At 35.6% G+C, this 15,137-nt stretch carries 13 protein-coding genes; 4 read left to right on the forward strand and 9 right to left on the reverse strand.

All coding sequences use genetic code 11. The annotated features are described in order from the left end of the window. Positions 1 to 31 precede the first annotated feature (31 nt). Positions 32 to 1,027 carry a dihydroxyacetone kinase subunit DhaK gene (dhaK, locus tag COD11_RS10725; RefSeq protein ID WP_098796919.1) on the reverse strand — a complete coding sequence of 332 codons (996 nt, stop codon included), beginning with the start codon at positions 1,025 to 1,027 and terminating at the stop codon, positions 32 to 34. 116 nt (positions 1,028 to 1,143) lie between these two features. Continuing rightward, the gene (locus COD11_RS10730; RefSeq protein WP_098796920.1) at positions 1,144 to 3,183 is read right to left on the reverse strand and encodes a sigma 54-interacting transcriptional regulator; all 2,040 of its coding nucleotides are present in this window, start codon (positions 3,181 to 3,183) and stop codon (positions 1,144 to 1,146) included. Positions 3,184 to 3,375: 192 nt separating this feature from the next. On the opposite strand from COD11_RS10730, the gene COD11_RS10735 reads away from it, so the two are divergent. After that, the gene (locus tag COD11_RS10735) at positions 3,376 to 3,669 is read left to right on the forward strand and encodes a Dabb family protein (protein ID WP_098796921.1); all 294 of its coding nucleotides are present in this window, start codon (positions 3,376 to 3,378) and stop codon (positions 3,667 to 3,669) included. Positions 3,670 to 3,706: 37 nt separating this feature from the next. Here COD11_RS10735 and COD11_RS10740 read toward each other — a convergent pair whose 3' ends face one another. Together COD11_RS10740 and COD11_RS10745 are read right to left on the reverse strand one after the other, a co-directional pair. Then, the gene (locus COD11_RS10740) at positions 3,707 to 4,864 is read right to left on the reverse strand and encodes an alpha/beta hydrolase (RefSeq protein WP_098796922.1); all 1,158 of its coding nucleotides are present in this window, start codon (positions 4,862 to 4,864) and stop codon (positions 3,707 to 3,709) included. A 217-nt stretch (positions 4,865 to 5,081) separates the two neighbouring features. Next, entirely contained in the window at positions 5,082 to 8,249 is a 3,168-nt protein-coding gene (locus COD11_RS10745; protein ID WP_098796923.1) for a DEAD/DEAH box helicase, read from the reverse strand. A gap of 166 nt (positions 8,250 to 8,415) precedes the next feature. On the opposite strand from COD11_RS10745, the gene COD11_RS10750 reads away from it, so the two are divergent. The 3 genes from COD11_RS10750 (at position 8,416) to COD11_RS10760 (ending at position 11,392) form a co-directional block, all read left to right on the forward strand. After that, entirely contained in the window at positions 8,416 to 9,108 is a 693-nt protein-coding gene (locus COD11_RS10750; protein ID WP_098796924.1) for a DsbA family oxidoreductase, read from the forward strand. A 347-nt stretch (positions 9,109 to 9,455) separates the two neighbouring features. Next, on the forward strand, positions 9,456 to 10,709 hold the full coding sequence (locus tag COD11_RS10755) for an L-lactate MFS transporter (protein ID WP_098796925.1): 1,254 nt from the start codon (positions 9,456 to 9,458) through the stop codon (positions 10,707 to 10,709). Between the two features lie 110 nt (positions 10,710 to 10,819). Beyond that, complete coding sequence (locus COD11_RS10760; protein WP_331275799.1) at positions 10,820 to 11,392, forward strand: NUDIX domain-containing protein; 573 nt, start codon at positions 10,820 to 10,822, stop codon at positions 11,390 to 11,392. Between the two features lie 598 nt (positions 11,393 to 11,990). On the opposite strand, the gene COD11_RS10765 is transcribed toward COD11_RS10760, so the two are convergent. The 5 genes from COD11_RS10765 to COD11_RS26810 all read right to left on the reverse strand — a co-directional run bounded on the left by COD11_RS10765 (position 11,991) and on the right by COD11_RS26810 (position 15,127). Then, on the reverse strand, positions 11,991 to 12,218 hold the full coding sequence (locus tag COD11_RS10765; RefSeq protein WP_098796927.1) for a hypothetical protein: 228 nt from the start codon (positions 12,216 to 12,218) through the stop codon (positions 11,991 to 11,993). 72 nt (positions 12,219 to 12,290) lie between these two features. Next, entirely contained in the window at positions 12,291 to 13,400 is a 1,110-nt protein-coding gene (locus tag COD11_RS10770) for an acyltransferase family protein (protein WP_098796928.1), read from the reverse strand. Between the two features lie 149 nt (positions 13,401 to 13,549). Next, the gene (locus COD11_RS10775; RefSeq protein ID WP_098796929.1) at positions 13,550 to 14,539 is read right to left on the reverse strand and encodes an LLM class flavin-dependent oxidoreductase; all 990 of its coding nucleotides are present in this window, start codon (positions 14,537 to 14,539) and stop codon (positions 13,550 to 13,552) included. A gap of 2 nt (positions 14,540 to 14,541) precedes the next feature. Further along, a complete protein-coding gene (locus tag COD11_RS10780) occupies positions 14,542 to 14,826 on the reverse strand; it encodes a DUF3219 family protein (protein ID WP_098796930.1) in 285 nt (94 codons plus the stop codon). 148 nt (positions 14,827 to 14,974) lie between these two features. Next, entirely contained in the window at positions 14,975 to 15,127 is a 153-nt protein-coding gene (locus COD11_RS26810) for a hypothetical protein (RefSeq protein ID WP_176551043.1), read from the reverse strand. Positions 15,128 to 15,137: the final 10 nt, after the last annotated feature.

Below are 15,137 nucleotides of genomic sequence, written 5' to 3' on the forward strand. Positions count from 1 at the left end.
ACGTCCTTTCTCAGTTAATCATTACCTATACTTAGCGTTTAAAAGCCAATGTATCTGCATGAGTATCAAGTAACTCCATTAATTGTTGATCAAGTTTAAGAACAGATATGGAACAACCAGCCATTTCTAATGCTGTCATAAATTCGCCAACAAAAGTGTCATAAATCTCCACATGTTGTTCGTCTAGGATACTTGCTACCTTTTTGTTAACAATATAAAGCTCCATCAAAGGTGTTGCACCAAGACCATTAATGAGAACAGCTACTTTATCATTTTGTTTTATGTCTAAATCATCCAGAACTTTTGTTAGAAGAGTTTCAGCAATTGTATTTGCTGTTTGAATAGAGGTTTTTTCAATACCTGGTTCACCATGGATTCCCATCCCAATTTCAATTTCATTTTCTAAAAGAGAGAAGCCTGGCTTACCAACAGCCGGGATGGTGCAGGGCGTTAAGGCCATACCCATTGATCGAACGTTATGAATCACTTTATTTGCAATAGCCTCTACCTCTTCTAGCGTTGCACCTCTCTCTGCGGCAGCACCTGCGATCTTATGAACAAGAACAGTACCAGCAATACCACGTCTCCCTGTTGTATATGTACTGTTTTCAACAGCAACATCATCATTCACTACAACTTTTGCAACGTTTATTCCCTCTGCCTCTGCTAATTCAGCAGCCATTTCAAAGTTCATTACATCACCTGTATAGTTTTTAATAATCAATAACACTCCAGAACCGCTATCAACAGCTTTAATCGCTTCAAAAACTTGATCAGGTGTTGGAGAAGTAAATACTTCACCAGAAACTGCAGCATCAAGCATTCCAACTCCTACGTAACCTGCATGTGAAGGTTCATGTCCACTTCCACCTCCGCTTACTAAGCCTACTTTTCCTTCAACAGGAGCGTCTGCTCTTACAAGGACTGTAGTATCCTGTATTAACTTAAGTTTATTAGGATGTGCAGCAACCATCCCCTCCAGCATTTCTTGAACAACTGTATTGGCATCATTAATTAATTTTTTCACGTGTATTCCTCCTTTATTGATTCTCAGTTAACCTAATTGCAAGTTCCATGCCAATAAATAAAACGCTTACAAATAAGCGTTTTAAAATGTTTATAGGGGGAAATTGGTAAAAAGTATCAAGTATTTTGATATTTTTTACCAAGTAAGTGCTCTAAACCATATTTCCTTATTTTTTTTGCTGCTGTTTTGTGTGTAATTCCTAATGCATGAGAAAGCTGATTATAGCTAGGGTAATATTGACATGCATGAGTGAATATTTGCCTTTCATATTCCTCGAGAGTAAGAATGTTACTTACTGGTAAAAGGTCTAGTTTTTGAGAAGCTGAAGATCTCTCTTCTTTATAAATATAATGAGGCAAATCTCTAATTTTCAAGGAATAATCATCTGTTAGATTAAAAAGCCTTTCAATGATGTTTTCGAGTTCGCGAATGTTTCCTGGCCAATGATAGTTCGATAATATCTCAATTAAACCATGTTCAAATCCGTTGATATTTTTTCCCAAGTGTTGATTAAAATGTTCACGAAAATGCTCAATTAAGAGAGGGATGTCCTCTTTTCTTGATCGTAGCGGTGGTAAATGAATGGGAATAACATTTAATCGATAATATAAATCTTCACGGAATTTCCCTTCTTCTATCATTTTCGCTAGGTCTCTGTTCGTAGCGGCAATAACCCTAACATTGATTGTAACCGGCTCAAAGCCACCTACACGGTCGACTTCCTTTTCTTGCAGAACTCTTAACAGCTTTACTTGTAAATCCAAGTTTAAGTCACCTATTTCATCGAGAAAAATAGTTCCGTTATCAGCTAGTTCAAATTTTCCTCGATGTACCTTGTAAGCACCTGTAAAAGCACCTTTTTCATGGCCAAAAAGCTCACTTTCTATTAAATTCGGTGAAATGGCAGAGCAATTGACCCGGATATATGATCGCTCACTACGATCACTTGTTTCATGGATGGCTCTTGCAACAAGTTCTTTTCCTGTACCGCTTTCACCTGTTATCAGCACAGTTGAATCTGTTTTTGAAACCTTATTAGCCATAGATAAGGATTCTAGTAGAACCTCACTATTTCCAATGATTTTATTAAATGCAGAATTCAGTTTTTGATGTTTAGATAATTCTCTCTCTAAATACTTCGTTCTTTCCTCCATTAGCTCTAGTTTTTGTAAGAGAATCTTTATTTCATCCAATGGGCTTAATGTAACAACTGTACCGCGAAAGATTTCATCAAATATAATTGGGTTTATTTTTGTAATATATGTTAATTGTTGATTCACTTGGATAATTTTCATAAAAGGTTCAGGGCATTTTTGATGTGACTTCCAAAGGTTGTCACCGATAATCGATTGAATTTTTTTCATTTTTTTATTCTTGATCAGCATTGAATGCATTTCATCGTTAATAAAGATAAATTCCCCTTTTTCATTTGTTAGGGCAATTAAATCTGAAACGGATTGTAAGACAAGATCTAGTCTTTGCTGTAACTCCTGAACTTCATTTAGTTCTTTTGTTATTTTTTCTAAGTTCGAAATATCCTGAAAAACGGCCACAGCACCAATGACTTTATCCTGAAAAATAAGAGGCGAACGGTTGGTCAGTATCGTATAATGATTTATTTTTTGCTTTTGTGCGAATTCTGGTTGACCAGTTTTCATGATGGCATGTAATCTTGATTGAGGAATAACAACATTAGCCTTATGGTTATAGAGCTCATTTGGAGTTTTTTCGAGTAGTTTTACAGCAGCATCATTTACATATGTAATCACATTGTCACGATCAACTACAACCACCCCATTTGGAAGCTTTGTGAAGGCTTCTTGAAGAATATAAGAGTTTTCCATCATGATAAGATCAGCTTCAATTTCTTTTATATTCTCAACATCCTTTTCCTCAAACAGCTCAACGATTTGTTTTGCTACACGTGATGGTATTTCATTGGGAAATGTCAACGAAAACTCTTCACCTTGCTCAATTTTTAAAGAAACTAAGGAAAGTAGATTGTTCGCTTGAACTTTTTTATCCTTATAAATCACATAGCTGTTTTTAATTGCTTCTTTATCCTTTAAAAGTGATTGTAGAGTAATAATAAATGTAGCAGCAAGGCGGATATGTAATCCATTCTTTTTTTGAACCCTAAGTGATAACGTATACATCGTATCACCCTCCAGTCTTTCGCTTTGACTAGTTTAATATGTTACTATATATTCATTTCTATGTTTTTCCAATTATTCCTTTATAAATATAATGAAATGTTCTTTCTTCTCTTGTATATTATTTGTCCATATCTTTCAAATTGTGCAATAATATATTCGTACGAAAAAAGAATAGTTCTTGGAGGAGTTATCATGGTAGAACATATCGTTATCTTCAAATTTAATGATTCAACAACAGTTGAACAACAAAATGAAGCGATTCAAAAATTAACATCGCTTAAGAATGAGATTAGCGGGATTGTTGATATTCAAGCTGGGATAAATTTTTCAGACAGAAGTCAGGGGTTTGAATTAGGTTTAACTGTACGTTTTGAGGATAAGCAAGCTCTTGAACAATATGGACCACATGAAAAGCATCAGGAAGCTGTTGCGTTTCTAAAGGAGATTGGTTTAACTGAACTTATTGTCGTTGATTTTGAAATCTAATAAAAATGACACACTTTTAACGGTGTGTCATTTTTTCTTACCAGGAAGAAATCTTGGAAATAGCCTGTTTTCCGAGTAAATATCCTCCGATTGCATAGGCCTCTCCTCTGTCCTGTAAGCTTTCTAATGCTGGTTGGTTGTCATAGATATCTAGCTGGTACGCTTGATACTCAGGTTGCTGCTGAAACGATTCCGTTAAATAAGCTGACGCTTCATTGAGCGCATCTTTCCCGCGATTCATAACCTCGTAAAAAGAAACAAATCCATGCATCACACCATTATACCTAACAGCATTGACTGGTGTTCCACTTTCTGCTAACACTTTCCCGTACGCTTCTCCTTCATCTCTAAGCGGATCAAATTCGGCTGTAATAATTAACGCAGGAGGAAGAGCATGAAGATTTTGAGCATCAAGAGGTGATGTGTATGGGTTGGACCACATCTTTTCCTCTGGTGTATAGTTTTTCCGCGCCTTTTCCATTACACTCCTTGAAATTAAATAGTAGCCGCTATCATATAAACTTCTTGATGAAAAAGTAACATCTTGAAATGTGGTTAACGGATAAAAAAGGGCTTGTGAGGTAATAGATGGACCATTTCGATCACGTGCCATCATCGTCACAACAGTTGCTAGATTTCCTCCAGCACTGTCACCTGCAACTGCAATTTTACTAGGATCTCCGTTAAAAGAGCTTGCGTGTTTAACAGCCCATAGTAATGCTTCATAACTATCCTCCGTGGCGGTTGGGAAAGGATGAGCTGGGGCTAATCTGTATCCGACTGAAATAACAACGTTTTGTGTTTTCGCAGCGAGAGCACGGACAATATTATCGTGTGTGTTAATATTTCCGTACCCTTCTAAAAAAGCACCGCCATGGTAGTAAATAATAATGGGATGAGGTCCTTCTTTTTTAGGTTGGTAGATTCTTATCGGAATCTCCTCCCCATCTGTCATAGGGATGGATGTTGTTGTACGAGTATAGCTTGGACTTCCAGAGCTTGAGAAGATTTTAGGTGCTTTCATATCTGATGTGACTAGTCTTTGATCAACCGCATGAAGAAGAACCGCTGTTTTTACAGGTACCTTCCCTGCTTCTGTATGACTCCAATACTCAACAGCTCCTATAATTGCTATACAATATAATAGAAGGAACACTACAAATGATAGAAAGAATTTTCTTAGACGTTTTTTCATGATGATGCTTTTGTAGCGTACCCTCCTTACTAACATAATCTTATATATTAGTATAATTGATAGAAGGACGAAAAGAGTAAACCAATTTAAGGAATATTAAGCAAGCAAAAAAAGGCCGCTTGAGATGGACAGCCCTTTTTTGGTCAGTGCGGATTTTTCACATCGACAAATCTTGACAAATATCGGGTAGTGACAGGCACCAAAAAACACAGCCCCCTCACAACATCAATATCTCCCTGATATCCTCCTCCGTCAGCATCGTTCCCTTCTGACCGTCAGATTTAATGATTTCTTCAACCAGGTCGCGTTTTTTGTCTTGTAGTTCATTGATTTTTTCTTCGATTGTTCCTTTTGCTATGAGCTTAATGACTTGGACGGAGTTTTTTTGGCCGATTCGGTGGGCACGGTCAGCAGCTTGCTCCTCAACTGCTGGATTCCACCATGTATCATACAAAATAACAGTGTCAGCACTCATTAAATTTAAGCCTGTTCCTCCTGCTTTTAATGAAATAAGAAAATAATCTCGTTCACCGTCATTATAACGGTTGCAGATCTCCACTCTATCTTCAGAGGGAGTTTGTCCATCAAGGTAAAAGTATGGTAATCCTCTTATTGTTAGTTCTTTACCAATCAGATCAAGCATTCTAGTGAATTGAGAAAAAATTAATACCCTTCTACCAGAAAGTTTGGATTCCTCAATAATTTGCATAAGCTGCTCGAACTTAGCTGAACTCCCCTTATAGCCATCAACAAATAAACGAGGGTGACAGCAAATTTGGCGTAAACGAGTTAAACCAGCTAATATTCTAATTCGATTTTTCCTCATTGTTTCTTTATCAAGATGTTTAAGTGTATCATGTCTTAGTTTCGCTAAATAGGCTGCGTAGAGCTTCTTCTGTTCAGGAAGTAAATCAACTGAATCCGTTAACTCTACTTTTTCAGGAAACTCCGATAACACGTCTTCTTTCATTCTTCTAAGCAGAAATGGCTGAATTCGCCGAGAAATTGTTGCTTTCGAAAGCTGACTATATTCTTTTAACCCTAGAAATAATTCAGGAAACACAACGTGAAAAATCGACCACAGCTCTTCTAGTGAATTTTCGACGGGAGTTCCTGTTAATGCAAACCGATGATTCGCCTGCAACTTTTTAACGGCCCGGGCAGTTTGAGTTAATGGATTTTTAAAGGCTTGAGCTTCATCGAAAAAGATCGAATGAAATGATTGTTTTTCATACCATTTAATATCCTTACGTAATAGTGGATAAGATGTAATGATCACATCTGTATCACATGCCTCATTTTGCCGTTTAGTACGTTCTGATTTTGCACCATCCATAATAAGCGTCTTAATACTTGGTGTGAATTTTATAAATTCGCTTAACCAATTATAGGTTAGTGAGGAAGGACAAACAATTAGCACCGGACGTTTTTCCTGACGAATGGTTTGAAGCTCTGAAAGAATAAACGTGATGCTTTGCAATGTTTTGCCTAGCCCCATATCATCTGCTAAAATGCCACCAAATCCGAAAGTAGCAAGAGTTTTCATCCATTTAAAACCGATCTTTTGATAATCTTTTAAAATAAAATCTAAGGTATCTGGAATTGGAAAGTCTAGACTGCCAGGGTGACGGATTGTATTAAGAAACTGTCTAAATGACTCTTCTACATAAAAAGACTCGCTGCCCTCGACAACATCAAGAAGCTGAAGACTTTTTTCAATAGGTAGATCTAATCCATTAGACAAATCTTTATCCTGTACGAGAGGAGTATGAAGAAAACGTTGAATTTCCTCAAACTCTTTCGTTTCTAATGAAAGTAATGAGCCATCACGTAACCTGTAGTACTTTCGTTTTTCCTCTAGAGCTACTAAAACCTCTTTTATTTCTTTTTCAGCGATGAAGTCCATTTCGAACTTAAATTCAAGCCAGTTTGTTCGTTCCTTTTTTACTTTAATTCGAATCTGCGGCTTTACATTTTCTCTAAAAATCCGCATCCTAACAGCTGTTGTTGCATAAGTTTGACAAAGCTTTTGTAGCTTAGGCATTTGATAATAGAGAAAATCATATTCTAGCTCTTCGTTATGCAAATAATAGCCTCCATCAGTTTTGGAGAAAGAGCTTTCTTCCATTAAACCTAGGATTTCCTCTTCTTTCTCTATATCTCTCAAAAGAATGGATTCTTTCGGAAGCTCCCGGCCTTCTAAAGGATTTATCATCATATTTTCATAGTGAAACTCAAGGCCTGCTAATAAACGGTTTTTAATTCGATCCAAATAAAGCTTGGCTATTAATGGGGTTTTGACTAATTGACGGCTAATGGCTTCGGCTATATTCACTTTCCCTAGTCTTTTTAAACCAGGTACTACTTTTTCTAGAAAAAAACCAACCTGTTCGTGTTGAATCAGTATGGAAGAAGTTCGTGTTTTCTTCAACATTTGATTTAGCTCGAATAAACGCTTAAAATCGTCATTGTCTAATTGAATGAACTTACCATTATATAAAACGGTTTGATAGGAATGAAAAATCACAATCTTATCAAGACCTTTAATACCTAACTCATAACCGCTAGTTTTATCAAAGTTGAATTGTAAAGGAAGCGATTCTTTCGTTACATTTATCCTATTAAACATCGTCTCTTTATACAATAACTTGACTTGAGGTGCTGCTAGTAACGACGTTAGCATTTTTTCCCATGAAGTGGGTGGAATAAGCAACATACTTGATTGTGATACGATTGTTTTATCAGCTTTTTTATCTAACATAACTCCAATCATTTGTTGAAAAACTTCATCATCTTCTTGTTGAAAACAATGATAAGTTGCATCAAATAGAAAGGAATTTGCTAGTTGAATTGATTTTCCTGCTTGTAAATGTTCTAAAAATCCAAAGAGATTTTCTACTGAAAATGAGTTTAATTTCACTTCAATACCGAGCAAGTTTACTCCATTTTCGTCTGTAACAGGCTTACATATAAATTCCGCTTCGATGACCTGTCTATTTTCAAAATGTCGCTGATGACTGCTTGAACGGATCGGCTGATGGCTAAAAAGAGAAAATAAATCTTTTGTCATCGTATCATCAGGTTTTTGTAATGAATTTCCGTTTCTCTGTTGATCGTAAAGGTATAATAAAACCGCAGCGATATGCTGACAGTCTTTATCGAATGAAGCTAGCTTTGGGCAAGAGCATGTTGATTGAATGCCTCCCTTGTCCATTTCTGAGATTGTAACATTGAAATTTTCTGTTCCTTCGACAATAGCCTGACATGTATGCTCGTCATAATCCTCAATTTTCACTTTATTTGCAAGAAAAAATGCATTACCCCTCTTGAAGGACGTAACGCCACACATATCCTTAATTAATTGATGAGTTATTTTTGCCTTCATATGTCCGGCTCCTTCCTAGAGAGTAAAATAAATTCGACTTACAGTTTACCATGTTTTTCGTAGAGTTGGGTAATTCTAAAAACATCCTCAACAGCTGAAGCATTTTATTTTTTATTTAAAGATTGAATTAGTATACTAAAAACGAATACAACTGGAGGGATTTCACATGTTGATTGAAATGTGGACAGATTATGCATGTCCGTTTTGCTATATTGGGAAAAGACGACTGGAAGAAGCATTAAAACAGGTCGAACATAAGGCTGAAGTCGTTTATCGCTGTTTTGAACTAGATCCTACTGCAGAACGAGACATTTCTGATAGTATTTATGAAAAACTAGCAAAAAAATATGGAATGAGCCTTGAGCAAGCAAAGCTTAACTGCAAAAACATGGAAGAAATGGCAAAGGAGTCTGGATTAGATTATAATTTTGATACGATGAAGTTAACAAATACATTTGATGCACATCGTTTAACGATGTACGCAAAAACACAGGGTTTTATGAATGAAATGTCTGAGAGAATTCTACATGCTTTCTTTACAGAATCTAAGCATATTGGTGATCATACTACTTTGACGGATTTAGCAGTTGAAGTTGGATTGAATCGTGAAAAAGTAACAAAATTACTCGATAGCGATGAAATGACTGATGCTGTACGTAGTGATGAACAAGAGGCACAAGAACTAGGAATTCAAGGTGTTCCTTTTTTCCTGATTAACCGAAAATATGCTATTAGCGGTGCACAACCAACAGAAACCTTTATTAGTGCAATCAATCAAATTAATGAGCAAGATGGGCCATTTATTCGTATGAATGATGATAATGGTGCTACTTGCACAGATGAGTCTTGTGAGGTTTAGAAAGATAAAATGTGTATTCTGATTTATCAGAATACACATTTTTATTTCCTAGGCAAGCGCAGGAAGTGACAAATTCCGAATATTTTTTTGTGTTATAACAGTTTAAATATTTTCATAATATTGTATAATAGGTGATAACCTATCTAAAGATTGGAAGAATAGAAAAATTTTGTTATGATAGTTGAAAGGAATCATTAGTACCCTGTTTTATTTCTTAATTCTTTTGATAGCTGAAATTGTAATCGCTTACAAAATTCGACGTTTATGTCGAGCTCCTTACCTTTGTTTTCACATCTATGTTTTTATGTTTTCGCCGCAACTATCTTACTCGTAAAGGAGAAATGTACATGAAGACAACAAAAAATAGATGGTTAATCGCCCTCTCTGCTATCGCTATTCATATTTCTATTGGAGCAGCTTATGCTTATAGTGTCTATAAAAATCCGTTAAGCGAAACATTAGGCTGGTCAGCAACTGAAGCTGCTATTGCCTTTACAATTATGATGGCACTTGCTGGATCCTCTGCTGCTTTATTTGGTAGTTTTGTAGAAAAAAATGGTCCACGTAAATCCGCGATCGTTGCAGCCGTGTTATTTGGTTTAGGACAAATTGGTTCAGGATTTGCCGTGAGCAATGAATCTTTACCACTTTTCTTATTAACTTATGGAGTTGCTAGCGGCTTAGGCTTAGGTATTGGCTATATCTCTCCTGTTTCTACCTTAGTAAAATGGTTTCCAGATCGAAGAGGTTTAGCTACAGGAATGGCTGTACTTGGGTTTGGTTCTGGCGCTTTAATCACAGCTCCTGTAGCTGCAGATCTTATTGTATCAATAGGTATCCCTTCTACATTTTATGTACTCGGTGTTTGTTATTTTGTTTTAATGGTAATTGGTGCTTCTTACATCGCTCCACCTCCTGAAGGCTGGATGCCTGAAGGAATGAGAAAAGATGTTGCGTCAGGTAAAAAAGAAATAAAAGAAGATCTTCAACAATTAACCGCGAAAGAAGCGGTTAAAACGAAACGCTTTTGGATGCTTTGGATTATGATGTTAATTAACACAAGTGCGGGCATTATGATGATTTCTGTCGCCTCACCAATGGCGCAGGAAGTAGTCGGCCTTTCAGCAGGAGCAGCAGCGGCGATGGTAGGAATTATGGGAATCTTTAACGGTGGAGGCAGACTTGGTTGGGCTGCTGCATCCGACTTCTTAGGTCGACCTATTGTTTTCGTCATTTTCTTTGTCATTCAGATTGTTGCTTTTACCCTCCTTCCTACAATTACAAATGCGTTAATATTTCAAGCTTTAATATTGTTAGTTGTTAGTTGTTATGGAGGCGGCTTCTCTAACCTGCCTGCCTTTATTGGTGACTTATTTGGAACAAAACAACTTGGTGCCATTCATGGATACTTATTAACAACATGGTCATTAGGTGGTGTATTCGGACCTATGCTTGTTTCAGGTATAAGAGAAACAACAAATAGCTATATTCCTGTGTTCTATGTTTTTTCAGCTCTCATTCTTCTTGCCTTTATCGTTTCCCTTCTTCTTCGCTTAGATATAAAGAAGGTGAAAGAAGCCCAGAAGAAACAAGTCGCATAAAATTCGAAAGGAGCTAGGTTTTAAATACCTGCTCCTTTTTTGCCTTTTTATAAAAGGAAGTACATCATCCAATGTAGAATATTTCAATAAGATTCTAATTTTAGATAAGGATGGTTACAGTGTCAGTCAACTATTGTATGAAATGTGGGTCACCTCTGGAGATGCGTTCGATCGATGGAGTTGAAAGAAAAGCATGTATAAGCTGTGATTATGTGTTTTGGGGGAATTACAGCATTGGCGTTGGTGGATTAGTTATGAAAGACGGGAAGTTTCTGCTTGTCAAACGAGCCCATGACCCTGGGAAAGGATATTGGACAAATCCTGGTGGGTATATTGAGCAGCTAGAATCTATTGAAGAAACAGTTGAGCGGGAAGTTGAAGAAGAAGCTGGAATAAAAGCAAAGGCAAACAGAATCGTTGCAATTCGGGATCTTCCCCGTCAAATTCATAATATATATATAGCATTTGCAATGGACTATATAGAAGGAACCCCAACTCCTGATGGAATTGAATCCGATGAAGCAGGCTTTTACAGTTTAGATGAAATTGAAACAATGAATGTTGCGCCCTTTACTAAGTGGTTAATAAACGTAGCTTATGAAGAAGAAAAAACAGGTCTCTTTAAAGATGTAGAGCCAAAGATGAAAGATCATATTTTGTATAAAATTAATAGTTCTAATTAAATTAGCATTTTATTTAAGAATAGATGTGCTTTTCTATTGCAATTTTTTATAAATATATGGCTAAATGCAGGTTGTTTTCTGTTTAAACTTAATGTTATCAAAATTTCACGGTATCGTTTTTTTGTTATCAAGTGAAATTAGCATTCGAAAATGGAATGCGTATGCCTTGGTAAAGGTAAGAAGGGTAAAATCATTCGCTAGATCCAGAATTAGGTGAAAATTATAGTAATAGCGTCTTAATTTTGTAATAGTTTCCATTTGTGCATTCTTTTTTAGTTACAAAGTAAAAAATGCATACGCAAATAAGAGATGCGTATGCTTTGGCATTGATAAGTAGGATAAAACCATTCGTTAGATCCAGAATTAGGTAAAAACTCATTGTATTAGCGCTAAATATTGTAATTTCTCCCATTTATGTATCATTTTTTAGTTAAAACGTAAAAATAGCATACGCAAATAAGAGATGCGTATGCTTTGGCATTGATAAGTAGGATAAAACCATTCGTTAGATCCAATATAAGGTATAAACCGATAATATAGCAGCTGAAATCAAAAAATAATGACCATTTACGAAGCCCGCTAATTCTACTGAACCCAACTATATTTGTTTTCTTACCTCATCTCTCAATGATTCAATCAAATTATCTGATAAGTTTGCCGGTAATGATGTTTCATTTTCAAATACCCATGCATTGATTAGTTCAAGGTCTGATTTCTTAAAAGTAATACTGTATTCTTTATTGCTATGTGTAAAATCAGCTGTTACACATTCTTCTCCGTCAAATCCATCATCAATAACCATATGCTCAATTTCAAATTCCTTCATATTATAAACTCCTTTTTTATGATCATATTTATAGATTTGACTAGATCTTAACTATTATTCACAAAGAATGCCCTATAAAATCTTTTTCATACCGGGAATTTTAATAATAAGGCTACTAATAAAAAAGCAAAGAATGATGGCTAAACAGCTCACAATGATCCATTCAATCATTGGATAAAAGATTCCATGAAATAATAAACTCAGTCCAACAATGATTGCTGGATGAATAATATAAACGGTATATGCTGCTTGTGCTAAGTTATTTTTAAAAGAACTTGGTTTGTTAACATGTTCTTTAAAATAAGCTAGAAATCCTAAAATAAAACCAATTGCAACAAAAGGTTCCCACAATGCATAAACAAGCGCTTGAACATTAATACCGCCTTCAAACTCTAGACCACCATCCAAAGCACCACTTGCAATTAAAGCAATTGGTAACACTGGAATCGTTATAATAGAGATCAACTGCCATCTTTTCACAACTTTCTTATTTATTAACTCTAACCAGTTATGGCGCTTAGCGATAATCCCCACAATAAACAACAAAATATAGGAAGGGAAATAACCAAATTGTAATCCTAAAAAACTCTCACCAACAGGATAAACTAGTCTAACAAGAAATGCTGTTATCCCTAGCAGGATAGCTGTAACGAATAAACGTAATGACGTTGGTGGATGTATTTTCAACACAGTCTTTTGCTTCATTAACTTACGAATAATAACATATAAAATAGTAAAATAAATGAGAGTTTCCACGAACCATAGTGGTCCAAAATGTATCGTGTGGAAGGTAAATACTTCTTTCATATAGTAGGTTGATAGAGACATCGTTTCATGGAAATGAGTATAATAGGTAATAACAGGACCTAATATAAACACATAAAAAAGCAATGGAATGCCAAGACGCATAAAGCGTTCCTTTAAAAAAGAGGAAGCTCCTTTTCGGTCATATGAACCAGGTGTAAAATAACCCGAAATGAAGAAGAAAAACCCCATAAAATAAGCTTGATTCACAGCTGTGAAAAGGGTTAATACAATCATAGAAATTGTTAACTCATCATCATCAACAACTTTATAAATCCAATCCCCACCTGCTCCATATGCAATCGCAGTATGATGAACAATAACAACGATTGTTAAAATAACTCTTAAATAATCTAAATAATATAATCTTTTCCCCATATAATACCTGCTTTCTTTTTTATCGTTCCCAGTCTTTTCTATTTTATATAAAATATTCCTCAAAGATAAGACTGTATTTAGTTAAAAAAAGTTTCTACCAAAACAAAAAAAGCACGCTTATTGAAACGCACTTTTCCAAAAAAGTTAAATTAGCTATTAGCGATTAAACGGTATGATTGTAAACGATCTTCTGGGGAATGAGTGATCGTCACAATCATGATTTCATCTGCATGATAATACTTTTTTAATTCAGCTAGTTGTTGTTTAACGGTTATAGGATTCCCGATAATTGATTTTTGCTTTCTCTTTTCAAGAGACTGTTTTTCATTTTCGGTTAGTTTATATTTTTTCGCTTCCTCAATAGAGGGTATTCCCTGTTGGCCTTCACCTTTTCCTTGCTGTATTCCCCATATGAATGAACTTAGGGCGATATCTTCAGCTCGCTCAGTTGTTTCCGCACAAATCACTGATACAGTTAAGATGACATAGGGATGTTTTTCTGATTCCTTTGATTTAAACGCATCTAGATATTGTGTAATCATTTCTTTCCCGTCATTCTCACTCATGAATTGCCCAAATGCGTAACTCAGTCCATTTTCTGCAGCTAGTAAGGCACTTTTCTTACTTGTACCAAGAAGCCACACTTCAGGAGCAATGTCTGGGACTGGAGCGGCAGAGATTTTAGAATAGGGATGATCTTGAGGAAAATCTCGTTGAATAAAATGAAGAAGTTCTTCAACAGCTTTCGGCATGTCCCACACTTGCTTTAAAAAGGTATCAGATAATGCATTTGTTGCTTCGGCTGGACCACCTGGTGCTCGTCCTATACCGATATCTATTCGATTTGGAAACAATGTTGATAGCATGTTGTAGGTTTCAGCCACTTTATATGGTCTGTAATAAGGTAATAAAACAGCTCCCGAACCAATTTTTATTTTGCTTGTGCCTGCCCCAATGTAACTTAACATCACTTCTGGTACTGAACAAGCAAGCCCTGGTAAATCATGATGCTCAGCAATCCAATAACGTGTATACCCTAATTCTTCCCCAACTTGCGCGAGCTTTAATGATTCGTTTAACGCCTCTTGCGCAGTTTGATTTGATGAAATAGGTGATTGATCTAATATGCTTAACTTCATCATTACCCCTTTACCTCAAGTAAACGTAATGAAAAAGTCGCAACTTGCCCTTTTTCATAAAGATTTGTTAATGAAGTTGAATAGTTAGTTATGATTGCCTGAAAAGAATGCTCTTTCTCAGGAACTTTCACAAGAAAATTGTTTTCATAAAGTATTGTTGTGATTTCATGATATTCTTCACTAGTTACGAAAAATTCGATAGAAACGCTAAGTAAATTTTGTGTTATTTCTTCATTGTAACTAGTTATTTTAAGTAACTTGTTGTTAAGATAAATTTCTTTAACCATTCGTTTTGCCTCCTATCTCATTTCCATCATATAATGAAAAACCAAAGATGAAAAATATAATGACTTAAATAGCTTCATTAGAAGAACCCTCAGAAACTAATTCAACAAAGAAAACCTTGTAAAAAATACTTTTACAAGGTTTTCACCCTTATTCATTTTCTTCTTTATTCTTCCAATTTGGATTGCCAACCTCATAAAGCTTTCCGCTGATCCGATAAAGAACAAAAGGTATAAAAAACGCTAAAAACATGCAAAACAATTCACTGACAGTGGGTATTAAAAGCTGAAAAAAATCTCCCATTTTACCTCCA

Source organism: Bacillus sp. AFS040349, assembly GCF_002577655.1.
GTDB lineage: Bacteria > Bacillota > Bacilli > Bacillales > Bacillaceae > Metabacillus.